At 57.1% G+C, this 24,026-nt stretch carries 27 protein-coding genes, 1 tRNA gene and 1 riboswitch; of the genes, 12 read left to right on the top strand and 16 right to left on the bottom strand.

What is annotated here, in order from left to right; all coding sequences use genetic code 11:
- Nucleotides 1–275: 275 nt before the first annotated feature.
- Together ACR0AJ_RS12275 and ACR0AJ_RS12270 are read left to right on the top strand one after the other, a co-directional pair.
- The gene (locus tag ACR0AJ_RS12275; protein WP_480740941.1) at nt 276–575 is read left to right on the top strand and encodes a hypothetical protein; all 300 of its coding nucleotides are present in this window, start codon (nt 276–278) and stop codon (nt 573–575) included.
- Nucleotides 576–759: 184 nt separating this feature from the next.
- Nucleotides 760–1,194, top strand: a complete 435-nt coding sequence (locus tag ACR0AJ_RS12270; protein WP_480740940.1) for a thermonuclease family protein — start codon at nt 760–762, stop codon at nt 1,192–1,194.
- Nucleotides 1,195–2,064: 870 nt separating this feature from the next.
- Here ACR0AJ_RS12270 and ACR0AJ_RS12265 read toward each other — a convergent pair.
- The 7 genes from ACR0AJ_RS12265 to ACR0AJ_RS12235 all read right to left on the bottom strand — a co-directional run bounded on the left by ACR0AJ_RS12265 (nt 2,065) and on the right by ACR0AJ_RS12235 (nt 8,225).
- Nucleotides 2,065–3,729 carry a hypothetical protein gene (locus tag ACR0AJ_RS12265; RefSeq protein ID WP_480740939.1) on the bottom strand — a complete coding sequence of 555 codons (1,665 nt, stop codon included), beginning with the start codon at nt 3,727–3,729 and terminating at the stop codon, nt 2,065–2,067.
- Complete coding sequence (locus ACR0AJ_RS12260; protein WP_480740937.1) at nt 3,722–5,167, bottom strand: hypothetical protein; 1,446 nt, start codon at nt 5,165–5,167, stop codon at nt 3,722–3,724. The genes ACR0AJ_RS12265 and ACR0AJ_RS12260 overlap by 8 nt, the downstream gene beginning before the upstream one ends.
- Nucleotides 5,164–5,703, bottom strand: coding sequence for a hypothetical protein (locus ACR0AJ_RS12255; protein ID WP_480740936.1), 540 nt, complete (start codon nt 5,701–5,703; stop codon nt 5,164–5,166). The genes ACR0AJ_RS12260 and ACR0AJ_RS12255 overlap by 4 nt, the downstream gene beginning before the upstream one ends.
- Nucleotides 5,700–5,900, bottom strand: a complete 201-nt coding sequence (locus ACR0AJ_RS12250) for a helix-turn-helix domain-containing protein (protein WP_170705535.1) — start codon at nt 5,898–5,900, stop codon at nt 5,700–5,702. Before ACR0AJ_RS12250 ends, ACR0AJ_RS12255 begins: the two co-directional genes overlap by 4 nt.
- Nucleotides 5,901–6,050: 150 nt before the next feature.
- Entirely contained in the window at nt 6,051–6,581 is a 531-nt protein-coding gene (locus ACR0AJ_RS12245; RefSeq protein WP_480740934.1) for a hypothetical protein, read from the bottom strand.
- On the bottom strand, nt 6,578–7,936 hold the full coding sequence (locus ACR0AJ_RS12240; RefSeq protein ID WP_480740933.1) for a tyrosine-type recombinase/integrase: 1,359 nt from the start codon (nt 7,934–7,936) through the stop codon (nt 6,578–6,580). The genes ACR0AJ_RS12245 and ACR0AJ_RS12240 overlap by 4 nt, the downstream gene beginning before the upstream one ends.
- A gap of 213 nt (nt 7,937–8,149) precedes the next feature.
- Nucleotides 8,150–8,225: transfer RNA gene (locus tag ACR0AJ_RS12235), tRNA-Lys, on the bottom strand.
- Nucleotides 8,226–8,436: 211 nt separating this feature from the next.
- Between ACR0AJ_RS12235 and dapF the strand changes: the two genes are divergently transcribed.
- Complete coding sequence (gene dapF, locus ACR0AJ_RS12230) at nt 8,437–9,279, top strand: diaminopimelate epimerase (protein ID WP_480740932.1); 843 nt, start codon at nt 8,437–8,439, stop codon at nt 9,277–9,279.
- Nucleotides 9,276–10,532, top strand: coding sequence for a tRNA (N(6)-L-threonylcarbamoyladenosine(37)-C(2))-methylthiotransferase MtaB (gene mtaB / locus ACR0AJ_RS12225; protein ID WP_480740930.1), 1,257 nt, complete (start codon nt 9,276–9,278; stop codon nt 10,530–10,532). Before dapF ends, mtaB begins: the two co-directional genes overlap by 4 nt.
- Before the next feature lie 11 nt (nt 10,533–10,543).
- Here mtaB and ACR0AJ_RS12220 read toward each other — a convergent pair whose 3' ends face one another.
- The 4 genes from ACR0AJ_RS12220 to petA all read right to left on the bottom strand — a co-directional run bounded on the left by ACR0AJ_RS12220 (nt 10,544) and on the right by petA (nt 13,834).
- Nucleotides 10,544–10,957, bottom strand: coding sequence for a nuclear transport factor 2 family protein (locus ACR0AJ_RS12220; protein WP_170349663.1), 414 nt, complete (start codon nt 10,955–10,957; stop codon nt 10,544–10,546).
- Nucleotides 10,958–11,103: 146 nt separating this feature from the next.
- Nucleotides 11,104–11,889 carry a cytochrome c1 gene (locus ACR0AJ_RS12215; protein WP_170349662.1) on the bottom strand — a complete coding sequence of 262 codons (786 nt, stop codon included), beginning with the start codon at nt 11,887–11,889 and terminating at the stop codon, nt 11,104–11,106.
- Nucleotides 11,890–11,906: 17 nt separating this feature from the next.
- On the bottom strand, nt 11,907–13,238 hold the full coding sequence (gene petB / locus ACR0AJ_RS12210; RefSeq protein ID WP_170349661.1) for a cytochrome b: 1,332 nt from the start codon (nt 13,236–13,238) through the stop codon (nt 11,907–11,909).
- A gap of 11 nt (nt 13,239–13,249) precedes the next feature.
- Nucleotides 13,250–13,834, bottom strand: coding sequence for a ubiquinol-cytochrome c reductase iron-sulfur subunit (gene petA / locus ACR0AJ_RS12205; protein WP_170349660.1), 585 nt, complete (start codon nt 13,832–13,834; stop codon nt 13,250–13,252).
- Nucleotides 13,835–14,319: 485 nt separating this feature from the next.
- Here petA and ACR0AJ_RS12200 point away from each other — a divergent pair, with 485 nt between their 5' ends.
- Nucleotides 14,320–14,778 carry a c-type cytochrome gene (locus ACR0AJ_RS12200; RefSeq protein WP_170349659.1) on the top strand — a complete coding sequence of 153 codons (459 nt, stop codon included), beginning with the start codon at nt 14,320–14,322 and terminating at the stop codon, nt 14,776–14,778.
- Between the two features lie 41 nt (nt 14,779–14,819).
- Here ACR0AJ_RS12200 and ACR0AJ_RS12195 read toward each other — a convergent pair whose 3' ends face one another.
- A complete protein-coding gene (locus ACR0AJ_RS12195) occupies nt 14,820–15,428 on the bottom strand; it encodes a glutathione S-transferase (protein ID WP_170550164.1) in 609 nt (202 codons plus the stop codon).
- Between the two features lie 109 nt (nt 15,429–15,537).
- A riboswitch (FMN riboswitch) is annotated at nt 15,538–15,685 on the top strand.
- Nucleotides 15,686–15,759: 74 nt separating this feature from the next.
- Between ACR0AJ_RS12195 and ACR0AJ_RS12190 the strand changes: the two genes are divergently transcribed.
- The 5 genes from ACR0AJ_RS12190 to cobO all read left to right on the top strand — a co-directional run bounded on the left by ACR0AJ_RS12190 (nt 15,760) and on the right by cobO (nt 19,681).
- Nucleotides 15,760–16,200 (top strand): 6,7-dimethyl-8-ribityllumazine synthase, encoded by a 441-nt coding sequence (locus tag ACR0AJ_RS12190; RefSeq protein ID WP_480740927.1) that lies wholly within the window; start codon nt 15,760–15,762, stop codon nt 16,198–16,200.
- Between the two features lie 95 nt (nt 16,201–16,295).
- On the top strand, nt 16,296–17,396 hold the full coding sequence (aroC, locus tag ACR0AJ_RS12185; protein WP_480740926.1) for a chorismate synthase: 1,101 nt from the start codon (nt 16,296–16,298) through the stop codon (nt 17,394–17,396).
- Nucleotides 17,380–18,042 (top strand): HD domain-containing protein, encoded by a 663-nt coding sequence (locus ACR0AJ_RS12180; RefSeq protein WP_480705438.1) that lies wholly within the window; start codon nt 17,380–17,382, stop codon nt 18,040–18,042. The genes aroC and ACR0AJ_RS12180 overlap by 17 nt, the downstream gene beginning before the upstream one ends.
- A 45-nt stretch (nt 18,043–18,087) precedes the next feature.
- Nucleotides 18,088–19,023: a DMT family transporter gene (locus ACR0AJ_RS12175; protein ID WP_170376372.1), complete on the top strand. Its 936-nt coding sequence runs from the start codon at nt 18,088–18,090 to the stop codon at nt 19,021–19,023.
- Nucleotides 19,024–19,081: 58 nt separating this feature from the next.
- Entirely contained in the window at nt 19,082–19,681 is a 600-nt protein-coding gene (cobO, locus tag ACR0AJ_RS12170) for a cob(I)yrinic acid a,c-diamide adenosyltransferase (RefSeq protein WP_480647608.1), read from the top strand.
- A gap of 33 nt (nt 19,682–19,714) precedes the next feature.
- On the opposite strand, the gene ACR0AJ_RS12165 is transcribed toward cobO, so the two are convergent.
- The 4 genes from ACR0AJ_RS12165 to ACR0AJ_RS12150 all read right to left on the bottom strand — a co-directional run bounded on the left by ACR0AJ_RS12165 (nt 19,715) and on the right by ACR0AJ_RS12150 (nt 22,594).
- Nucleotides 19,715–19,912, bottom strand: coding sequence for a hypothetical protein (locus ACR0AJ_RS12165; RefSeq protein WP_170396731.1), 198 nt, complete (start codon nt 19,910–19,912; stop codon nt 19,715–19,717).
- 262 nt (nt 19,913–20,174) lie between these two features.
- A complete protein-coding gene (locus tag ACR0AJ_RS12160) occupies nt 20,175–20,540 on the bottom strand; it encodes an SPW repeat domain-containing protein (protein ID WP_170349651.1) in 366 nt (121 codons plus the stop codon).
- 109 nt (nt 20,541–20,649) lie between these two features.
- Nucleotides 20,650–21,600 carry an AraC family transcriptional regulator gene (locus tag ACR0AJ_RS12155; RefSeq protein ID WP_170360940.1) on the bottom strand — a complete coding sequence of 317 codons (951 nt, stop codon included), beginning with the start codon at nt 21,598–21,600 and terminating at the stop codon, nt 20,650–20,652.
- A 127-nt stretch (nt 21,601–21,727) separates the two neighbouring features.
- Nucleotides 21,728–22,594 (bottom strand): branched-chain amino acid aminotransferase, encoded by an 867-nt coding sequence (locus ACR0AJ_RS12150; RefSeq protein ID WP_480647605.1) that lies wholly within the window; start codon nt 22,592–22,594, stop codon nt 21,728–21,730.
- A 160-nt stretch (nt 22,595–22,754) separates the two neighbouring features.
- Between ACR0AJ_RS12150 and ACR0AJ_RS12145 the strand changes: the two genes are divergently transcribed.
- Together ACR0AJ_RS12145 and ACR0AJ_RS12140 are read left to right on the top strand one after the other, a co-directional pair.
- A complete protein-coding gene (locus ACR0AJ_RS12145) occupies nt 22,755–23,267 on the top strand; it encodes a MarR family winged helix-turn-helix transcriptional regulator (protein ID WP_170349648.1) in 513 nt (170 codons plus the stop codon).
- A complete protein-coding gene (locus ACR0AJ_RS12140) occupies nt 23,264–23,965 on the top strand; it encodes a response regulator (RefSeq protein ID WP_170349647.1) in 702 nt (233 codons plus the stop codon). Before ACR0AJ_RS12145 ends, ACR0AJ_RS12140 begins: the two co-directional genes overlap by 4 nt.
- Nucleotides 23,966–24,026: the final 61 nt, after the last annotated feature.

The following is a 24,026-nucleotide window of genomic DNA, read 5'->3' as shown; positions in this document are numbered from 1 at the left end:
AATTTTTCTTAGATGTTTAGTTTATGTTGTCTTTGCGCGTCGGGAATTTGTGGTCAAAAGTAACAATTGAGGAATCGAGCGGCTCGCTACCCTTGTAAACAATGACATTGTGTTCACTTCAACACATCGGCGTGCAGGAGCTGTCTGCTGATGTCTTCGGCAAGAACGCGGGATGCAATTTTGGCAAGAAATACGACTTTTTTGGCGGTCAATCAAATGCAAGTACTTGCACGAAATGCTAGATTTTGCGGTGACTAAGAGATCCGGACCAGTGAATGAAACATCTAATAGCGATCATTGCACTGACGGCGGTTGCGGCTTGCGCCGTCGATGAAACTGAGTCTTCGCCGACCTATACACCTGTGACTGCAGCCGCTCCGACTGCTTCCGGCACAGCATCGCCCGTTCATGCTCAGACCGTTTGGGTGAACCCCATTGATGGGCAGACATATATGCGTGTGGGCGGTGGAGATATGTTCATGAATCTTGATACCAACGACATGTATATGCGGGTTGGCTCAACTCATGCGATGAGCCTCGAAACCGGCGAACTTAAGTACATGGGCGGCTGGTGATGGAACAACTATTTGTAATAATCGCGGGAGTGTTGGCGCTCTTTTTCTTGATCTGGCTGTATATCCTGCTGCCTGCAGGTATGGCGGAGCGTAGAAATCGTAGCCAACTGATTTGGGTCCTAATCAGTTTTTTGGGATCACCCATTCTGGCCTGTCTCCTTCTGCTGGCATTGGGAGATGCAGAATGAGCTACACTTTCTCAGCCGCAATTTTCGCAGCGTGCTGCTTTGCAGCCTTGCCTTGTCATGCAACGACGCTTGAAGGCAAAGTCGTGCATGTCCGTGACGCCGACACGATAGAGATAGCAACTGACCGCGGTCGATTTGCAGTGCGTCTTAATGGCGTTGATGCACCGGAGTTGAATGAGCGAGGCGGCCAGGCTGGCAAACGCTGGATGCAACGTACTTATCGAAATGCCATCGTCACCTGCAACTTCAATGGTCAGCGGTCCTATGACCGATGGATTGCCGTGTGCTTTGACACGAACGGAGCGGACATTGGCGCGGCTGTCATCAATGCGGGTCACGCTCGCGATTGCCCACGTTATTCAGGTGGTCGCTACCGGAAATACGAGACAGAAGCGTCCCGTGCTATTCCGCCCAAACGATATTGCCGATGAGGCTGAGCAAAGTCGCAATCGTGCGAAGATCTCCGAAAACGGGCAAGTCTGTGCCGTTGCACTTGGACATTCTGAAGGCCAGCGATGTATACGACCAACACGATATTCGCTACTTCAGCCTCGCCTATCCGTCCTGTCATTGAAGATCGCGCCACAAAATTCCCCGCAGCGCGGCTGAGGACGCCAACTCAAGCTTCTCATACACTTGTCAGAGTGCGCCAAGCCTTCCAATACCCGTTCTGCGCCGCAACCCAGGCAGCAACCAGATTTGCCTTTCGCAACAACCCCTGCTGAGCCCCAAGTGTCTCCGTCGCTCTCCATTCTGGCGTTCGCGTCAATTCAAGCGGAGGTGGGTTTTCAGAAAGCCAATCCCTAGCTTGGCGGACATGGCGGTTGGGACTTGGAGGTGTCCCGGAATATTGGCGCGCCCCGTGCTTAATGCACTTTGGCGTACCATAGGCAGCCCATCCCCTGCAGGGGGTGCCGTCTCGCTTAAGGGCCGTACAACGTTTCTGCACCCCAACACCGAAGCCATGCTGCAGCGCCATTTCCATTGCAAGCGACTTATCTCGACTAACCGGCCGCAGGTTGGCCAGCTGTCGTGCACGAGCTTCTGGATTGTTAGAAAGAGGCATGCGGATCACTTCCACCAGGACCGCCCTCATCGTTAAGTTCGGCCTCTATTTACGACGGAAGGCCCACCCCTTCCACCACGTATCACCCATTGCTTCCTCTGAAATACTAAGCCAAATTTGGCTTCCCGCGAAGAATAAGATTAAGGGTTGATCGGGGGGCATGGGGGGTGTGGCAGTTGCTTGGCCTTCAGATCAGTGTTGCATCGTTGGTGCCCCAAAAGTCTCCAAAGAGCCTTCAAAATTCGGCGAATTCTGCACGAAAAGTGAGTTTCCGGCGCCCGTTTGGCTTTTTCCCTTGCTTCACAATGAACCGATGATTGCCAAAGCGGCGTCGGTTAAGCGGCGCGAGCAAATCATTTACTGCTCGCGCCGAAATTTCGCTTTGGTCGCTCTCGTGCTTCTTTCCTCGTGCAACTGCGTAGTTCCGAAGCTGTTCTTGGAACCGTGTCGCCAGATCCCCTGGCATGAAGCCTTCATTGTTTATACGCACCCTGGCATTGGCGTCCTTATCTTTCCTTTCCGCCAACCGGATAAGCCCGGCGTCGGCCACACTCTTGGCGATCTCTTCCTGCTCGACAACCATTGCTTCGACAAGATCGGCGGCGGCTTCATCGACTGATGCCAAAAAGCGGTTTTCAGCCCAAGCGTCGTAGATCTCAACACCCGTCTGAGAAGCAACCATCATGGGCGCGGCCACTTCATATTCCCAATCGCTGAACCGACCGCCAGGAATGCGGGCAACTGAACTGATGTCGGCTTGTGCGATTTTTGCGTAGGCGGAGAGGAGCGCAGAACGGTTCTCGACAGTGAAGCCAATCAGGTCCCTAGAGAAGAGACGTCCTGGTTTTGGCCCCATGAAATTCACCCAAAGCGCGCGAGACATACTGTCAGCCGATCCTGGCTGTATAGCATTTCCAGTGACGACGATGACGGGCAATGTCGAAACTTCCACCTCCTGTGTCTTACCCAGGATGCGAAGCCGCATAGTGTCGCTGGTGGCTGCTTTGTCTAAGGTCGCATTTCTCCAATGCCAACCATTAGGAAGATTGTCGAAAAGGATCATGGTCGGTGTCTCAATCAGTGCCGCCGCATAGGATTTCTGAAACTCTTGCCTGTCCTCGGGATACTCTGTGACGCCGGGTAGTCCGCCGGTAACCAATAGGTGGGCGGCTTCAGCGCTTGTCGTTTTGCCACTGTTCGGCTCGGGCGCATTCAGAAGGTAGATCGGACACCCGCGCCGAATCGACGTTGGTCGCTTTATGAGAGTTAAGGGCAGCGACAGAAAGTGCACCAGATCCTGAAAGTTATCAAAGCGAGCTTCCATCATCCAATCTTCGACCAAAAAGTTGAATGCGTCCTGTGGTGACGAGTACATGTCAGGGTCTATGTCGACGTTTTTGCTGTCGATATAGAGCTTTGTCGGGGGGTGGTATCCGATAGATCCGGTAAGCAATTGTCCTTCCCACCACACCGGGTGATCAACAACCCCCGCCAACTCGCGCAGGCCACCGGTCGGCCCAAGATTTGCGATCGCTTTGATGATCCACGGGTCCATTCTTTTGCGGGCGATTTCTATCCGCTGACCGCTTTGCACGCGCCCGTACCATTCTACGGCGCGCTCCATGGGAACTATCAGGTTAGTTGTATCGGCCTTGATAGGACGCTTGCGCCGGACGAAGGGCGCACTTCTATCGATACCTTCTCGTAAGATTGCACTTTCGATCTCGGCCACGACGAAGGTCGCGTCTGCGAAGCAATATACCTCACCAAACCTATTCAGAGCCTGCACAACAGCCGCAATGGTGGCGCTTCGATCATCGCCCTCGTCAGGCACGACGACGCGATTTGCGCCAATGCGACCCTCAATCATTTTCAGCACGTTGTTCAAATCATCAGCCATCGATTTGTTTACTCAACCATTCTGAAATGATTTTTTGCTCGTTTGTATTGAGGCGCGAGAGCGCCCTTACAGCGGCCTCGATTCGCTGCTCCCGATTTGGAAGTCGGCGTCTTGCTCGCTCAGCGTCCCGCCGCGCGTTGGTCGCCTGCGTTTTGCGGGCGCTACCGATTTGCGAGATAAGCCAAGTAACACTGGCACCAATATCCGCGCCCATGACGCCTATGCTGATAAGCATGCGTACTATTTCTGCATCGCCCCAACCATCTTGGCACAACAACCAAGAGATGCTGTTAACACGGCGTTTCCAATCGTCTGATCCAGCAGTCGTGGTTTTGGCGTGACGGACGTGTTCCAGCAACACCGGGTCGGCGGCACCAAGGCTCATATCGGAGCGCATCTTACGGAAAACCGCGCGGCGCTCTGCACGGACGGCCTCATCTAGACTGCCCACATCTGGACCACCTGACCGGCGCACCCAGTCAAGGAAAGCGTCCGTGGTGCGTCCATATTCAACACTCGAGCATCGGTGAAAGCAGTGAAATGAGCGATACGGATCGGAACTCGTAGGCGGTCGGTAACCTGTGCCCTGGATTTCTCCTTCACTATGCTCGTCGTGCCAGGGGCAAAGGACGTCGATCCAACCGTGATCGCCCCGGTCTCCAAGGATCATTCCTTGGGCATCAAGCCAAACTAGCACTGGGTCGTCGCCGATGTTGGCGGGCGCGGGATCACCCGCGGTAAGAGGCGCTGGGGCGTTTGACTTTACTAGTTTGCTGGCAGCCTGGAGATCGAGACCCAGCCCTGTAATGACTTCCGCTTCACTGAAATGCCTGCCAGTCCACGCGACCAACTCTGCGCGATATGTTTTGCCATAGGGCAAAGAGCCTGGCAGCCTCGCGAGCCGCAGCGGGTTCTGCCCGCCCGGATCACTTACACCAGCCAATATAGTAGCATCGAGCAACAGTTTTGCGCGCTGATAGTCACGCACTGGCTCATCAAAGATATAGCCCCACTGCTGCGATCCTGGTTTGGTCTCCACCACAAAGCTCGGCTCCGTTTCGGGAGTCTTAATGGTCCGGTCACCTTTTTTTTGACCAACGTCGTCAAGCACAAGAACTGCCATCCCGCACCAGGTACTTTTGGTTCGTCGAAACTTACTCCGATCGCCGATCGTTGGATCCTGCGGAAGGTGAAGACCGACACCAAAATGCGTGTGAAACTCCTGTACATTGCTCGCCGGCCAAGCGTATGCAGGAAATGTGGGTCTTCCCTGTAATAGGTGGGTGGCCGCAATGCAGCCTGTCTCACCCTCTTTGGCCGCATGAAACACTTCCTCCAGAAATTGAACGTTGGTCTCTGGAAGAGTTGCATGCCGAAGCATTGGTCGTTCAGCAACGGCGAGTCGCTGGCTCTTCTGGTTGTGTGCTTCGCGACTCATGATTTGACCCCTGCGGCCACGTGTTTTGCCTCAACTCTGGGCTTCACGAACTCATGAACTTCAGCGAATTCGAAATACACCCACGTGGAGTTGTCGTAGCCGCCTCGGCCATTTCCCAACCACGAAACCCGTCCAACCGGAACGATCTTAGCTACGTGAGGAGCGAAGGGCGCGAACCATTGCCCGGTGAGCCAATCCGAAGGAATCAAGAGCCATGCCCGGCATTTTGCTTCCAGCAGCGCATTGAGCACACGAAGTCGGGTCTTCTTTCCGTAGGGCGGGTTGGTAACCACTAGATGAAGTGGCCGACGATTAGCGACATCAGAAGTCTCTACCTTGCGGTCCCGAGGCTCAATGTCGTACGCCTCAGCGATGTGAAGCCCCCGGGCCTCAAGTTGTGCTGCAAGAACGTTTGCGCCGGCACACGGCTCAGAGATTTTCTCATTCGGATCCAGGTAAGGTACCAGCCTGTCTACCACGGACGTGGGGGTGTCGACCTTGTCGTCCTTAATGTGTGTGTGGCCGCGTTTGCTCATGCTGCACCACGCGGCGGAACAACACGCCTTTCCCGGAACGCATCAAGGCTTTCACGTGTCACTCGACGCCCTCGAGGACCGATCTTGTAGGAAACCAATTCACCGCGGCTGATTAGATCCCAGATTTTGCGATGCGAGACCGCAATCTCGGCTGCAGCGTCAGCGATTTTCAAGTCTGGTTCACGAGTAATGTGCATGATGTTCCTCCACATTCAAACCGCACATTTGTGCGAATTTGGGATTAGAGAAATCATGCCATAGCACTGAAAATCAACGAGAAAAGATAAGCCTTAAGGCTTGCCAACATAAGCCTTAAGGCTTGTTCAGAGACCTGAGATTGGAGGCTACTAAACCAGTGCTCGCAAGTAGCTTATGGAGTAAGTTCTCCGATTGACGGGGTCTTCTGTGGACCATGAATCAAGTCGTTGCTTAAGCAGAACTAAGCCATTCTCTTTGCACCTACCGGCATCCGCCAGAGCCTTCGGCCAGAGTTGCTTGACCATTGCTTTTGCGACTTCGGCCCTTTCAGAATTGATGGCGCTTCCTCGGGCGCGTCCTGGAGCGCGGCGTCGTTCAGGCTCTTTTGCTGCATCTAACTGGCGTTCAACATTGGACTTGATCACTGCTCCGCGCATTTCCATATCTTCAGCATTGATTCTAAGCCGTGCGATCTCGGATGCCGCAGCTTGGAACGCCTCCAGCACGACCTGGTGGTTATTTAAGTCAAGCGGAATTGCTCCAACGTGGGCTCCATCCACTCGGTACCAACCTCCAGAGCCAATCTCGTAACTGCCAAACCAACTATCATCGAAAACCTGTATTCTTCCGTCATCGCCACGCTGTAGGAATAGACCGCCGATCTCATATACTTGACTCATGTTCGCGCCGCCCCGATCGGTGTAACGTTTTCTTCTTCCAAAGCGGTCAAGTGGTCGACCCAGGCCTGCGTAAATCGGCGGGCTGCTTCGTTGTACTCAGCAGAGACGTAGATATGGTCGGCGCCGTCTGAGGGCGGTGTATGGTTCGACAACCGGTCGCGTATGTCGCGACCCCCGCCATTCTCAGCAACCCATGTCAGCGCTGCTCTCCTCGTGGCGTGTGAGGTGAACTCTTCCGAAATGCCTATAGTCTTACGATTACGAGCAAGCGTCCGGATTACCAAATGTTTGTCGGTCGGGCGGTTGGTGTCTTGAGCCGAAGGAAAAACCAGATCCGAAGTGGCCTCATCCTGTCGGGTGCGAAGTCTGGCGACGGTCTGCCAAGCCAGCATCACGACATGCGCCTTTCCGTTTTTCGATCGCGCGGCAGGGAGGGTCCACGTGCCAGCATCCAGATCGAGTTCAGCCCACTCCATGGCGGAGACTTCGCCGATCCTGGCAAACGTTTCCAACTGGATGCGAAGGATCAGGCCATGTTTCCCCATTTGATCGAGACCGCGGATATAGTTGCGCAGCTCGCGGGTCCCAGGTGTGTGTTGTCTTGGATTGCGTTTAGGTAGAGTTACCGCGCCCACAGGGTTAGGATGATCTGGTGACAGCCACGTGCCGTCGAGTGTCGAGATCTTGCGTGTCCTACCACTTGCAACATTGAACAACGTCGACAGCACCGACCGAACTTTCTCAGCCTCCCGCAACGCACCCGCATTGACGATGTTGGATAAGACAGCCTTGGCCACCCCGTGGTCGAACTCACTTGCAGGCAAATCTGCATAATAAGGCACTATGAACTTGCCCAAGAGGCGTTCGTCTTCCTTTGCCGATGATGCGGCTTTGGTCGCGCGCGCATATTCGGCAATGTAACGCTTGATCAGATCACCCATCGTCAATGAACTAGGTGAGTCGGAGCTGACGGCAGTCGGTACATTTCCCTCGAGCCGCTGGGCGCGAAGGTCACGCCACCTTTCGCGGGCATCGGCAGTGCTCATAGCAGGGTAGCGCCCGAATTGCAGTTCGATCTGCTTCTTGGTTTCGGGGTGTTCGTAGCGATAGATCCATACTTTGCCTGTACGTTTACCGTGACGCATCAAGAGACCAGGACGGTCCTTGTCAACGAGTTTGCCGCCGATGGCCAGCTGCCGGTACTCCAGATCTGAAACATTAGTCACACGCTGACCAGCAGCCAATGCTGCCGCTTTGCGTAGGGCTTCACGCAGTTCGCCGCGGACGCCGGTGTCTAATGCAGCTTGGATATGAGTTGAAGCACGCTCTCGTGCTGACAGGTTCCTCTCAGGCATAGCAGCGTTTCCTCAAGAGATTGGCGATGTCGGAATCAGCTATTGCAGCGGCTGGCCCCGCCGCGACTCTAGGATTTCTTCCAGGTTTTTTCCAGATTTGCCTGCATTGTTGTGCCGAAACCTGCACAATCCTGCGCTTCCGCGTGTTGTGGCGGCAAGGCTGATTGCCCCTGCTTAACAGAGGTTTCAGTCATATTTTCTTGGTGTTTGGAGTGGTGAGCCGTGCAGGATTCGAACCTGCGACCCACTGATTAAAAGTCAGTTGCTCTACCAACTGAGCTAACGGCCCACTCTTTTGTTGGATCTGTTCGATCCGTGGCGCTCTCTAAGGTATTTTCCCGACTGGGTTCAAGCCCTTATTTTGCACCTCGTTTCACCGTCACTTAACTTGTTTCCGGCGTCCCGATAGGCGGCCTAATTAGGGAGGTGACGCGGGGGGGTCAACCCCTTTTTTCAGGAATCTGCATCGCAGGGTGGATTCCTTTCAAACGCGTGGTTATATGCCGGCCATGCAACGAATGATGACCTCTGGTTTGCCCTTCATGAAGATGCACGGGCTTGGCAATGACTTTGTCATTGTAGATGCGCGCGCGCAAAGTGTTGAGATTTCGCCTGCGCTTGCTAGGGGAATCGGGCACCGACAGTTCGGCGTGGGTTTCGACCAGCTGGCCGTGATAGAAAACGGTAACGCAGATGCGCATCTGGTGTTTTATAACGCCGACGGGTCGACCTCAGCGGCATGCGGGAACGCCACGCGCTGTATCGCCCGTTTCCTGTTGGAAGAAAGCGGCAAATCGGAACTGACGCTGACCACCGAACGCGGCACGCTTTTTGCCTGCGATGCCGGGGACGGCATGACCTCGGTGAACATGGGGCAACCGCAGCTGGAATGGAACGAGATTCCGCTGGCTGAAGAAGTTGATACACTGGAATTGCCGATCGAGGGTACTCCGACCGCGACCGGTATGGGCAATCCCCATTGCACGTTCTTTGTCGAAAACGCCGAGGCGATTCCCCTGGGAGAATTTGGCGCGCGGTACGAATATCACCCGCTGTACCCTGAGCGCACCAATGTGCAGGTGGCGCAAGTCATCGGACCGGACCACATCCGCATGCGTGTTTGGGAGCGGGGCGTGGGAATCACGTTGGCTTCTGGTTCGTCCTCCTGCGCGACAGCTGTGGCTGCTGCTCGTCTTGGCCTGACTGGTCGCAAGGTTCAGATTGATCTGGACGGTGGCACCATTTGGGTCGACTGGCGCGAAGATGGCGTCTGGATGACCGGACCCACCTGCCATGTGCTCTCGGGCACTCTGACCCCGGAATTTCTGGAATCTCTGGAATGAGCGCTCCCAAATTCACCACGCTAGGCTGTCGCCTGAACGCCTATGAGACCGAGGCGATGAAAGAGCTGTCGCAGCAAGCCGGTCTGACCGACGCGGTGGTGGTGAATACCTGCGCTGTAACTGCCGAGGCCGTGCGCAAGGCCCGGCAAGAGATTCGCAAACTGCGGCGGGAGAACCCCGACGCACGGCTGATCGTGACTGGATGTGCTGCGCAAACCGAACCCGAGACCTTTTCCCGGATGGAGGAGGTCGATGCGGTGATTGGCAACACCGAAAAGATGCAGCCCGACACCTGGAAAGGCATGGCCGCGGATTTCATCGGTGAGACTGAGGCTGTGCAGGTCGATGACATCATGTCGGTGACTGAGACGGCGGGACATCTGATTGATGGGTTCGGCACCCGCTCGCGCGCTTATGTGCAGGTCCAGAATGGCTGTGACCATCGCTGCACCTTCTGCATCATTCCTTATGGCCGCGGCAACTCGCGCAGCGTCCCTGCGGGCGTGGTGGTGGATCAGATCAAGCGGCTGGTGGACCGGGGCTATAACGAGGTTGTACTGACCGGCGTTGACCTGACCTCTTGGGGCGCTGACCTGCCCGCAGAGCCCAAGCTGGGCGATTTGGTCATGCGCATCCTGAAACTGGTGCCTGACCTGCCGCGGCTGAGGATCAGCTCCATCGACTCGATCGAAGTGGATGAGAACCTGATGCAGGCCATCGCAACCGAACCACGCCTGATGCCGCATCTGCACCTGTCGCTACAGCACGGGGATGACCTGATCCTGAAGCGGATGAAGCGCCGCCACCTGCGCGACGATGCCATCCGTTTCACGCAAGAGGCCCGCAAGCTGCGCCCCGAGATGACCTTTGGCGCCGACATCATCGCAGGCTTCCCGACCGAAACGGATGCGCATTTCCAGAACTCGCTGAAGCTGGTTACAGATTGCGACCTGACCTGGCTGCACGTCTTCCCCTATTCCAAGCGCGACGGCACCCCGGCGGCCCGCATACCGCAGCAGATCAACGGGAACATTATCAAGGACCGCGCCGCCCGTCTGCGCGCGATGGGTGAGGCGCAGGTCGCAAAGCACCTGACCGCCCAGATCGGCAAGACCCATCACATCCTGATGGAAAACCCGCATATGGGCCGGACCGAGCAGTTCACCGAGGTCGCGTTCAACACGCCGCATGCCGAGGGGCAGATTGTGACGGCCAAAGTGCTAGGGCGCTCAGACGCACAGCTGACTGCCTGAGGTAAAGCTGCTTAGGTGGTGACCGCAGACACCGCTGCGGTGTCATAGAATTCCTCGTATTCACAGACCAGCCCGTCGCGAAACCGGCAAATGATCAAAATCGGCGTCTCTACCGTCTTGCCAGTGCCTTTATGCGTCCAGGCACAGGCGCCGATGCCGACAACACGGTCATCCTGTGCAATGGTGTCTTTCAGGGTCCAATGCTGCATCTCGAATGCGGCAGTCAGATCTTCCAGATATTCCTGCATCTCGGCCCGACCATCGCGCCCACAGCTGAAATCCAGCCCGTATTGGCCCCGGCCCAGCGAACGCATGCACAGATCCTCGGTCGTGTATTTTTCCCACATACCGATATCTGACGCCTTGCAATCGTTCCATTCCGCAAAGGCTTTCCGCATCTTTTCGACATTGCTCTGCGTGTCCATAATTCGTTCTCCCAAATGTAATGCGCTGAAAATGTGCTGCCCCAGAAACAACAAAGGACGGGGCAAGTATAACACCGGCAGCCAGCCGAACAAAAAAGGCCCGGTGTCGAACACCGGGCCTCGTAACATTCAGAAGCAAAATCCGATCAGACGGTCTTCTTGCCTTTCACGCCTGCCCACAGGCGCTTGTTGACCAGGTACAGCAACACCGACAACAGCGACAGGAAGATGACACCGACGAAGCCGGAGTACTTACGCTCCATCATCTTCGGCTCGGCCGTCCACATCAGGAAGGCCGCGATGTCTTCGGACAAGGCTTCGACCGTGGCCGGGTGACCGTCAGCGAATTCCACCTGATCTTCGGCCAGGGGCGGTGCCATCGAAATCCAGCCGCCTGGGAAGGCGGTGTTTTCGTACAGGATCGTGCCGGCCTCTTCTTTTTCATGGCCGGTATAGCCATCCAGCAGCGAGGCGATGTATTCCGCGCCACCCATGCCTTTGAAGAACTGGTTGATGCCCAGACCGTAAGGACCGTGGAAGCCCGCACGGGCCTTGGCCATCAGGCTCAGGTCCGGTGCGCCAACGCCGTCATTTGCCGGGAAGTGATCGGTCGGAATGGCCGGACGGAAATCGTCCAGCTCGGGGTCGAACACTTCGAAGTTGCCCGCCGCATAGGCGATGACTTCTTCTTCCGAATAGCCCAGCGCTTCAAGGTCGCGCAGGGGCACGTATCTCAGGCCGTGGCAAGCCGCGCAAACCTCGGTATAGACTTGAAGACCGCGCTGCAGCTGGTTCTGGTCCCAGGTGCCAAACGGCCCCTCGAACGAGAAGTGGAAGTCCTCGATATGCTGTTCGCCGCCGCCTGCCGCGTAGGACGCAGCAGGAGCAAGGGCGAGAGCAAACGCGGCACCGATTGCAAGTTTCTTGAACATGTTTCCGGTCCCTCTTCTTACTCGGCCGGCGTGGCGTCGGCGTCAGCCTTGCCATAATGCGCGTTGAAGTCTTCTTCGATGGTCTCGGGCTGGGCCAGAGGTTTCTCGATCACGCCAAGGATCGGCAGGATCACGAAGAAATAAGCGAACCAGTAGGCGGACGCGATCAGCGAGAAGGTCGCATAGGGCTCTTCCGCGGGCATCGCACCCAGCCACATCAGGGCAAAGAAATCGATGATCAGCAGGTAGAACCACCATTTGAACAGCGGGCGGTATTTGCCCGAACGCACAGTCGACGTGTCCAGCCAGGGCGCCAGCGCCATGGCCAGGATCGCACCGAACATCGCGATCACACCAAAGAATTTGGCGTCAACAATGCCGCCGGTGATGAAGCTGGCGAACTGCACGACCCAGACCTCACCAGTGAAGGCACGCAGGATCGCGTAGAACGGCAGGAAGTACCATTCGGGCACGATGTGCGCAGGCGTCACCAGCGGATTGGCTTCGATGTAGTTGTCCGGGTGGCCCAGATAGTTCGGCATGAAACCGACGACCGCCCAGAACACAACCAGGATAACAGCCAGTGCGAACAGATCCTTGATCACGAAGTACGGCCAGAACGGCAGCGTGTCTTTCTCGGCTTCGGCTTTCGAACCGCGGCGCACTTCAACACCTGTTGGGTTGTTATTGCCAGTGGTGTGGAAGGCCCAGATATGCACGATCACCAGCGCCGCAATGACAAACGGCAGCAGGTAGTGCAGCGAGAAGAAGCGGTTCAGCGTGGCGTTGTCCACCGCGGGTCCGCCCAGCAGCCAAGTCTGGATCGCATCACCCACGAACGGGATCGCGCCAAACAGGCCGGTGATCACGGTTGCACCCCAGAAGGACATCTGACCCCAAGGCAGAACGTAGCCCATGAAGGCGGTGCCCATCATCATCAGGTAAATCAGCATCCCGATGATCCACGTGATCTCACGCGGGGCTTTGTACGAGCCGTAGAACAGGCCACGGAAGATGTGGATGTATACCGCAACAAAGAACAGCGATGCGCCATTCATGTGCAGGTAGCGCAGCATATAGCCGCCATTCACGTTGCGCATGATGTGTTCGATGCTGGCAAAGGCCAGATCGACATGCGGGGTGTAGTGCATCACCAGAACGATACCGGTGACAATTTGCAGCGCCAGGCAGAACGCCAGGACGATGCCCCAGATCCACCACCAGTTCAGGTTCTTGGGCGTTGGGATCATAAGGGTGTCATACAGCAGGCCGACGATCGGCAGACGGCTGTTCAGCCACTTCTCGCCATTTGTCTTCGGCTCGTAATGATCGTGGGGAATTCCGGACATCTGGGTCTCCCTTAGCCGAGCTTGATGGTTGTCGCATCCACCCATTCAACGGGCGGAACGGGCAGGTTTTCAGGCGCGGGGCCTTTGCGGATTCGACCGGCAAGGTCATAGTGCGAACCGTGGCAGGGGCAGAACCAGCCACCGAAATCACCCGCATCGCCCAGAGGGACACAGCCCAGGTGGGTGCAAACGCCCATCTGAACAATCCATGCGCCGGGCGCTTCGCCTTCGGGCGACGGCATCACGCGGTTGGCATCCGTTGCGGGCGCATCGGCAGGCAGGTTGAAGTTGCGCGCCAGCGGATCAGGCAGTGCATCTACGCCTTCGGCGTCCTGTTCCTGAGCCTCTTGGATCTCAGCACCGGTACGGTGACGGATAAATACAGGCTTGCCCAGCCATTTGACGGTCAGCTGCGTGCCCGGCTCGACACCGCTGACGTCCTGGCGAATCGAGGACAGCGCCTGAACGTCTGCCGATGGGTTCATTTGGTTGATCAGGGGCCATACGGCTGCACCCGTCGCAACGACACCTGCGCCGCCTGCGACGTAGTAGAGGAAATCTCTGCGGGTGCCTTCGTGGTCTTCTGCGTGGGACACGAGGTTTTCTCCGATTCCGGCGCCCGCGATTGCGGGCAAACATGCATCAGCACCGCATCAAAGCGGCGTCTCATCGCGGCTATCTAGCCGGGAGAAATCGGTTCGTCCAGCGGTCATAGGCGCGCAGGACGCCTCAACAGGGCATTCATGTCACAACGACGGGGTATTTTTTCAAGATGGGGACAGATTTAAGCGGGGGAACCCACCGCCTGTCCAAACCTGCTGCCCATGTGATTCGGGTGAGGCATACTGAGGGCGAAACCGGCATGCAGAACTGGGTTTTGCCCCGCAAGAGAGCGGGCATCGGGCAAGATTCAGACCAGATTCTGCCACCCTATTTTCCACTTTTCTGGAATGTGTGACCAATTAAAAACTGAGTTAAAAATGTATATTTTATAACGGGTTATATACGCCTGAATTCGATTGCACTTTTAACGGGAATCCACGAAAGGCAAGGAAATTCCAACCTCTGCAGGACGTTTTCAATGTCAAACCCCGTGTCACAACTTTTTGCACCAACGCTGACCCTTTTTCTGGCCATCGCGTCTCAGGCCGTGGCCGTTGGCGATCCGGCAAAGGGTGAAAAACTATATAACCGCTGCTCTTCTTGCCACGCGATCATCAAAGATGGAGAAATTTTGGTCAAAGGCGGCATCACCGGGCCGAATCTGTATGGTGTGGTAGGTCGTGTTGCCGGATCCGAGACTGATTATCTTTACGGAAGCGAACGCCTGCCCATCGGAATGTTCACTGATGACATGATCCGTGCGGGCAACGAAGGGCTTGTGTGGACCGAGGAAAATATCATCGCTTACTCGCAAGACCCGATTGGGTTTATTCAGGATTACCTGAATGACGAAACCGCACGCCCGAACATGAGCGTGAAGCTGAAGAAAGGGGCCGAAGACATTGCTGCCTATCTGGCCACCTTCAGCAGCCAGTAATGCAAAAGGCTCCGCCCCATCCTCGGCGCGGGGCCTGTTTCCTAGGCTGGCGGGCGGGTGGCAACCATGCTTGGCCGTTCGCTGAAATCCGCGTACCACGCGGCCAACGCATCATTGCCCTTACGCCAGCCACGCGCATCATGCCGCAGGTCCAGATACCCCAGTGCGCAGGCCACAGCGATCTGGCCCATATCCAGCGGGCCCGCCAAATGGGCCATCCACCGTTGGTTCAGCGCAGCGCAGGCACGTTCGATCTTACCCCATTGCGCATCCTTCCAAAGGTCCCACTGCTTATCCTCGGGGCGGAAACGCTCTTCATAGGCGACCGCCAAAGCTGAATCCATAATACCGTCTGCCAGCGCTTCCAGTGTCAGCACGTCCCAGCGCCCGGAACCCTCGGGGTACATCCCGGCCTTGGCGCGTGCATCCAGAAAGGCGCAGATCACCCGACTGTCGAACAATGTCGGGCCATCGGACCGCTCCAACGCGGGGATTCTGGTCAACGGCACTTTGCCCAGCAGGGAATCGGAGGGATCCAACGGCGTATTGGCAATGGTCATCACCTCGACATCGTCAAGTTGGTTGGTTTCATGCAGCAAAACCATAACCTTACGCACATAGGGGGACATCGGGCTGTGATAGAGTTTCATTCACATTCTCCTTGGCTTCAGAAACCCTACAGCAGCTGGTTTGAAACAAAACCCATCAATTGCCAGCACCTTCACCCTTGCGGAACCGCGCGGGCCTTGGCAATGTCGATCCCGTTCTCAGGGCGGGGCGAAATTCCCCACCGGCGGTATGCGGGCCAAGACCCGTAAGCCCGCGAGCGGCCCCGTTGACCGGGGTGTCAGCAGATTTGGTGAAAGGCCAGAGCCGACGGTTAAAGTCCGGATGGAAGAGAACGTGCAAGTAACGCCGGTGATACGGCGTATTTGCTCGTGATCGCCTTGGGTGACGTGTCTGTTACGAAAGGAGATCATGATGACACACACCCGCTATGCTTTTATCAAAGCCAACTGGCATTCCGATATCGTTGACCGCGCGCTGGATGGGTTTCTGGACCTCATTCCCGCCGAGCAGGTCGACGTTTATGACGTCCCCGGCGCGTTCGAGATGCCGCTGCTGGCCCGCGACCTGGCCCAAACCGGGCGTTATGCCGCGGTCGCCTGCGCCGCATTCGTCGTGGATGGCGGTATCTACCGGCACGATTTCGTTGCCCAAGCCGTGGTTGACGGGCTAATGCGCGCTGGGATGGACACAGGTATTCCGGTCCTATCGGTATCGCTGACCCCGCACCAGTATCAGGAAACCGACCACCACAATGCCATCTACCGCGACCACTTCGTACAAAAGGGCCGCGAAGCGGCACAGGCGGTGTTGAAAATCACCCAGACCCGCGCCGGGTTGGCGGCGGCTGCGTGATGTGAACAAGGTTGGGGTCAAACGGCCCCAACCGCAAATCCGCTTGAGGCCGCGGGCCTTGCCCGCTAATCACGACGCGCAAAGGAGCATGCCCCATGTCGATGAACAGCTTTGGACACCTCTTCCGCGTCACCACCTGGGGCGAAAGCCACGGGCCCGCTTTGGGTGCCACCGTCGATGGCTGCCCGCCGGGCGTTGCGATTGACGAGGCGATGATTCAGCACTGGTTGGACAAGCGCAAACCGGGGCAGAACAAATTCACCACCCAGCGGCGTGAGCCTGATCAGGTTAAAATCCTGTCCGGCGTGTTTGAAGGCCAGACCACCGGCACGCCCGTGCAACTGATGATCGAGAACACCGATCAACGCTCAAAAGACTACGGCGATATCATGGACAAGTTCCGGCCGGGTCACGCCGATATCACCTATTGGCAGAAATACGGTATCAGGGATTACCGCGGTGGCGGGCGCAGTTCGGCCCGGGAAACCGCATCGCGTGTGGCCGCCGGGGGGCTGGCGCGCGAAGCTATCAAACAGATCGCTCCCAATGTGCAGATCACCGGCTATATGGTGCAAATGGGGTCGCGCAAGATTGACCGCAACAATTTTGACTGGTCGCAAATAGAACAGAACCCGTTTTGGACACCTGACGCGGCAGCAGCCGAAGACTGGGCGACCTATCTGGATGACCTGCGCAAATCCGGCAATTCGGTCGGCGCAGTGGTTGAAGTGGTAGCCCGAGGCGTCCCTGCCGGCATCGGCGCCCCCGTATATGCCAAGTTAGACACTGATCTGTCCGCTGCGATGATGTCGATCAACGCCGTCAAAGGTGTTGAGATCGGTGAAGGTATGGCCGCCGCCGAACTGACCGGCGAAGCCAACGCAGACGAGATTTTCATGGGGCAGGACGGTCCGCAATACAGCTCCAACCATGCGGGCGGTATTCTGGGCGGTATCTCGACTGGGCAGGATCTTGTGGTGCGATTTGCGGTGAAGCCGACCTCGTCGATCCTGACCACCCGCAAAACCATCACTAAATCCGGTGAGGAAACCGAGATCATTACAAAAGGGCGCCACGATCCTTGCGTCGGCATCCGTGCTGTGCCCGTGGGCGAGGCAATGATGGCCTGCGTCATCCTCGACCACTTGCTGCTGCACCGTGGCCAGATTGGAGAGAACCGTGGACGGATCGGCTGATCTGCGCGCGCGCCTGCGCGCCATCGTCGCGCAGCGGATGGAGACCGACCCGGCGCATGATCTGGCCCATCTGGACCGAGTTTGGGTGAACGCGCAGGCCATTGCGGACGATCAGACCGACATGCCCGTGTTGCTGGCCGCCAGCTATCTGCATGATCTGGTGAACCTGTCCAAAGACGACCCGGATCGCCATCTGGCATCCCGCCAGTCCGCGCAGGAATCAGAGCCTATACTGGGCAAACTCGGCTATGGCCCAGACCAAACTCGCGCCATTCAGCATGCGATTGAGGCACACAGCTTCTCTGCCAATATCACGCCAGTCTCACCCGAGGCCTGCATCTTACGCGATGCGGATCGGCTGGACGCGCTGGGCGCGATCGGCATTGCGCGGAACTTTTCGGTTTCAGGCGCTTTGGGACGGGCGCTGTACGATCCGGCAGATCCGTTTGCCGCAAATCGGTCCTTGGACGATCTGACCTATTCGCTGGATCACTGGAAGGTAAAGCTGCTGGGCCTGCCCAGTGACATGCTGACCGAGGGCGGAAAAACCCTTGCACGACAACGCATCGAGCTGATGATCCGCTTTCTGGATGACTTCGCGGACGAGATCGGCCAGTCTCTGCCTGCGGACTGGACGAATTCCTGATTCCACGCGTTGATCTTTGTCGAACAAAGGCGCAGGTTCGCGCCGATGGCAAAACCGTTAACATCGCATCGACCGCTGCTGGCCGTCGCTCTGAAAACGAGCGCGGTTTTTTTGTTCACCGTGATGGCCGGGTTGATCAAGTCGCAGTCTGATCACTTTCCACCCGGCGAGATGGTGTTCTTCCGATCACTGTTCGCCATTCCAGTGATCGTCATCTGGCTGATCTCACGCGGAGAATTGGCGCAAGGCTTTGTTGTTCGCAAACCCATGGGTCATTTCTGGCGCGGCGTACTTGGGACCACAGCGATGGGGCTGACCTTTACTGGCCTTGGTCTGATCCCCCTGCCCGAGGCCACGGCAATTGGTTACGCGACCCCGATTTTCACCCTGATTCTGGCCGCGATCATGTTGGGCGAGCGCATCCGCAAGATTCGGATCGCCGCCGTGGCAATTGGCCTTTTGGGTGTTCTGATCATGATCTGGCCCCGACTAGGCGGCAACAACATGGAGGCCGCCGCAACCATCGGCGCGCTGTGCATACTAGGAGCGACCGTTGCACGCGCCTTTGTGCAGATTCACATCCGGCAGTTGGTGCAGGTCGACCACCCGGCGGCCATTGTGTTTTATTTCTCGATGACCGCGACCTTGCTGTCCGGTCTGACCGTTTTCTGGGGCTGGGTCCTGCCCACGTGGGAGCAAGCCGCCGTGTTGATTCTGGCCGGGCTGATCGGCGGTGTGGCGCAGATTCTGGTGACCTCGTCCTATCGCTTTGGTCAAGCGTCGATGTTAGCGCCCTACGACTATACTTCGATGTTGTTTGCCATTGTCATCGGCTATTTCTGGTTCAGCGAACTCCCGACACTGGTGATGTTGATCGGTGCGGCACTAGTGATCGCCGGCAATATTGTGGTGATCTGGCGCGAACATCAGCTGGGTCTGGAACGTGGACGCGCCCGCGCCGTCACAGATCCCAAAGCCTGACCTTTACCTTTGCCAAACTTCCCCTAGGGTGTGGCGCGACACAAAATGAGGGTTCCCCATGAGCGACGCACAGGATCACAAGGAAAAGATGCAAAAGGTGCAGGCTCAGCACCGCAAGAAAGTCTCAGAGGCGGTCGATCCCGACCGTGGGCTGGTGCTGATCAACACCGGCAAAGGCAAGGGCAAATCCTCGGCTGCTTTTGGCGTGGTAATCCGCGCCCTGGGTTGGGGGCAGAAGGTCGCCGTGGTCCAGTTCATCAAGGGCAAGTGGAAAACCGGCGAGCGGCGTTTCTTCGAAGAACGTGATCTGGTCACCTGGCACACGATGGGCGAGGGCTTTACCTGGGACACCCAAGACCGCGAGCGTGACATCGCAGCCGCTAATGCCGCCTTTGACAAGGCCCGCGCGCTGATGGCCAGCGGGGATTATGATCTGGTGGTACTGGATGAGATCAACATCGCCCTGCGTTATGAATATCTGTCGGTTGATCAGGTGATTGACGGGCTGAACGAGCGATCAGACAAAACCAGCGTGTTCCTGACCGGGCGGGACGCTCCGCAAGCGCTGCGCGACTATGCCGATCTGGTCACTGAAATGACCGAAGAAAAGCACCCGTTCCAAGCCGGGATCAAAGCACAGCGCGGCGTGGATTTCTGAAAACAGAGTCTAAACAGCCCCAAACCGGGGCTGTTATCCCGCCCGGTTTTCATTGAGAAACCGGACCGACCCGCGTTGGCTGGCGGCGCTGTCAGGTAAACGGTCGGATGACTTGGCATCTGTGGCAGGTTTTTTCTTGTCGACATAGGCGCAAAAATCGTCGTCACAACAGCAGCCGCACGCGGTTGCGGCCTCGTACCGTGCCATGATTTCGTCCAGCGGATCGCCCATACCAAGCTCTTTCCATGCCAGTCTGTTTCGTTTCCGAGGCGGCGGCGGGCTCTCACCAAGTCACGCGCTAAGCCCGCAAACCGCCTCGAAATTCGGTGCCGGATAGTATCATACCCAGCGTTGCTTTTTATCTGATTATTTTAGTCGGGAATTGCAAGAGCAAAAGCGCCATGTGATCAGGTGTGATGCGTTTGATGAGCGGATGAGCCGCCTGTTCTTAAAACAAGCGACTCACAGACATAAAAGTGGGCGTATTTCACACTCAGGCGGTTGCGCCCTGTTCCGACGCGCTAAGCGAGATCACAGCAACCACCGCCGCACCATTCAGCCAGTAGTAAATTGCGTCCAGCCCCGTAAAACCAAACAGGCTAGGTGCGGCCAGGAACGTGACGCCGACGAGCAAATCAACCGCCAGGTGGAATTTATAGGGCAGAACCCGCCAGACGCCGAGATGGTGGTCGGTCAGCACGGTCAGAACAAGCGCCGCGACACCGGTGACTACCGACAGCCACAACGCCATTGGGTTGGATTGCCCCAGCCCTAAAACAAAAGGCAACACCATCAGCGCCAGAGCAACCGGATAATCAAGATAAGCATGCACAGTGCGGGTAACAAAACGGACAGACATTGTTTTTTCCTTTCCTAACTTGGCATGGCACCAAGTTAAGATTGGATAGTCGGACGTTTAATTCTGGATCGTTCGCGAAACATTGCAGATCGTTCGAAGATCCAGCGGATCAGTGCATGGACCGGTAAGCTGCCGGAGACAGGCCAATCTGTTTCTTGAACACGCGGGAAAAGGCCGCTTCTGACGCATAGCCAACCTCGGCCGCCGCATCCGCCACGTTCCAGCGATTCTCAGTCAGGCCGTGACAGGCGATCTGCATGCGCCAATCCGTCAGATATTGCATGGGGGTCGCGTTCATCTTCTCGGCAAACAACTGCGCGAAGGCGGTACGTGACATCCCGGCCTCACGCGCCAGTGACTCGACACTCCATTCCTGTGCGGGGGCCTGATGAAAGGCGGTCAGCGCCCGCGAGATGCGCGGATCAGCGAATCCGGCCAAGGCGGTATCGCTGGGGCTTTGGTATTCCAGATGGGCGCGTATGGCTTGCGCAAACAGCACTTCGGACAGCTTCAGGGCGATCAGGTCGCCCCCGATACGGGCACCGTTGATCTCGGACCCGATCATGCGCAGGGTCGCTTCGATCCAGGCACCGGCCTCTTCGCCGTAGTTTTCGATCAGAATGTACGACGGCAAGCGGTCGATCAGCATATGACCTGCGCCCCTTCGTCCCGGCGGACCAGTGAATGAGAAATGGCCGCACACCAGCTGAGTATCGCGGCTTTTATCCTCGCCCCCGTAAATCAGGACGCCGTCGCCCTGATAACCGGACTCCTCCAGAACCTGCTCTAATGGCAACGCGTCCAGTGGCTTGATCTCATTGCACAGCAGCGCGTGCGCGGCCCCGTGCGGGATCAGGATCAAATCGCCTTGCTTGAGCCGCAGCGTTTCCCCTGTGTTAGAGACATAAACCTTCAATTCGCCGCGCTGAACAAAGTGGAAGCGGGCGACATTTTGATAGGCAGGGACCTGGATACCGAAAGGCGGCGTGAATGACGTGCGGAAATAGAATGTCCCCCGCAAGGACAGGCGGGTGAGGATATCGCTGAGCAGGTCCAACATGGGCGTAACCTATCGCTGCCTGCGCTGCCGTCCAGCCCGTTGAACGATCTGCACAAGAACTTGAACGGCGGGCAAAGAAAAACCCCCACGAAACGCGGGGGTTCCTAACTGTGCGTTTCTGGTCAGATCAGGCGCGAACCAGCGCCTCATAATCTGCGGCGATCTCGCGGGTCAGATCTCCGACTTCGAAAGCGTAGTCGCCGATTTGCCCCACCGGAGTGACCTCGGCCGCCGTCCCGGTCAGCCAGCATTGCTCGAAATCAGCCATTTCTTCGGGCTTGATACGACGTTCGATCACGTTGATGCCCTTGTCTTTCAGCATCTGGATCACGGTCTGACGGGTGATGCCGTTCAGGAAGCAATCGGCCAACGGAGTATGTACCTCGCCATCCTTGACGAAAAACACGTTGGCACCGGTCGCCTCGGCCACATAGCCGTTGTAATCCATGAACAGCGCGTCCGAGCAGCCCTTGGCCTCGGCCTTGTGCTTGGAAATGGTGCAGATCATGTAGAGACCCGCCGCCTTAGCGTGAACCGGGATGGTTTCCGGACTTGGGCGTTTCCATTCGGCGATGTCCAGCTTGGCGCCTTGCATCTTAGCGTCGCCATAATAGGCGCCCCAAGGCCAAACCGCGACGGCCATACGTACGGGGTTTCGAGCCGAGGCCACGCCCATATCTTCGCCCGAACCGCGCCAGACCAGCACCCGCACATAGGCGTCCTGCAGACCGCTGGCTTTCAGGGTTTCTTCCTTGGCAGCTTCGATCTGATCGATCGTATAAGGCATCGGCATGTCCAGCGCGTCGGCAGATGCGATCAGACGCTCGGAATGCTCGCGGCTTTTGAAGATCTTGCCGTTATATGCGCGCTCACCTTCGAACACCGAGGACGCATAGTGCATTGCATGAGACAGGATGTGTACATTGGCATCGCGCCAAGGCACCAGTTCACCGTCTATCCAGATCACGCCGTCACGATCATCATACCCCGCCATGCGAAACCTCCTGAACTGGGTTGAATTTTTCGCTTGTTGCGCCATTTAAGTCCGATGCGGACATAAAGTTGCGCAGAAACTGCGGTTCGATACCTGTCCACTCTTGGAATGTCAATAACGCTGACATAAAGTCGGTCCTGAGTAACGAATGAGGCAAATGATGTCGGATACGCGCCCCGCCCAAGTGTTTGGCGGTGAAAGCCTTTTGTTTTTGACCGACGAACAGTTGCGACAAGGGATCGAAGCGATGTTTTTCGCTTACCGGGGCTTTACCGCCGATCCTGATCGCATTCTGGCGCAACTCGCCTATGGTCGAGCCCATCACCGCGCCGTTCATTTCATCAACCGCGCGCCAGGAACGACCGTGAACAACTTGCTGGCGATCCTGGGCGTGACGAAACAGTCGCTGAACCGGGTACTGCGGACCTTGATCGATGACGGGCTGGTCGAAAGCCGCGTGGGCACAGTGGACAAGCGCGAACGCCACCTGTTTCTGACCGAAAAAGGCAAGGCGCTTGAGGCCAAACTCTCTGAGGCTCAGCGGGTGCGAATGCGCGCCGCCTACAAGGATGCGGGCCCCGAGGCGGTATCAGGATTTCGTAAAGTACTTGAAGCAATGATGGATGCTGATATGCGTCATGCTTACACGAAACTGCGGGATACGACCTCATGAGCGATTTGGATGCCCATCTGCTGATCGTCGACGACGATGAGCGTATTCGTGATCTGCTCAAGAAATTCCTGATGCGCAGCGGGTTTCTGGTGACCGCCGCCCGTGATGCCGCCCATGCGCGGCGGGTACTTTCGGGGCTGGACTTCGACATGATCGTTCTGGACGTGATGATGCCGGGCGAAGACGGCGTAAGCCTGACCAGAACTCTGCGCGAAACCCATTCAACCCCGATCCTGCTGTTGACCGCGCGTGGTGAGACCGAACACCGGATCGCCGGGCTTGAGGCTGGCGCGGACGATTACCTGGCCAAGCCGTTCGAGCCAAAAGAGCTTTTGCTGCGCATCAACGCGATCCTGCGGCGGATGCCTGAAACACCAGCGCAAGATACGGCGACCAAGATTTTGACCCTCGGCCCGATCCGCTATGACGTGGAACGTGGTGAGATGTGGCAGGGCGAAGAACCGGTGCGTCTGACTGCGACGGAAAGCCAGTTGATGAAGATCTTCTCGACCCAACCCGGTGAGCCGATCAGCCGCGCCAAGCTGGTCGAGGATCTGGGCCGCGACAAGGGACAGGCGCAGGAACGCGCGGTGGATGTGCAGATCACCCGGCTGCGGCGCAAGATCGAACAAGACCCAAAGCAGCCACGTTATCTGCAGACGGTCCGGGGCGCCGGGTATATGCTGGCGCCGGATTGATCAGGCCGCTTCGCGGCAACTATTGGCCTTCGGCGAAGGTATTTTTAGCCAGATGAACAGG

The organism is Ruegeria sp. CJ9 (assembly GCF_056536625.1).
Note: the sequence above shows the minus strand (reverse complement) of the source record. Positions and strands in the feature narration are given on the sequence as shown.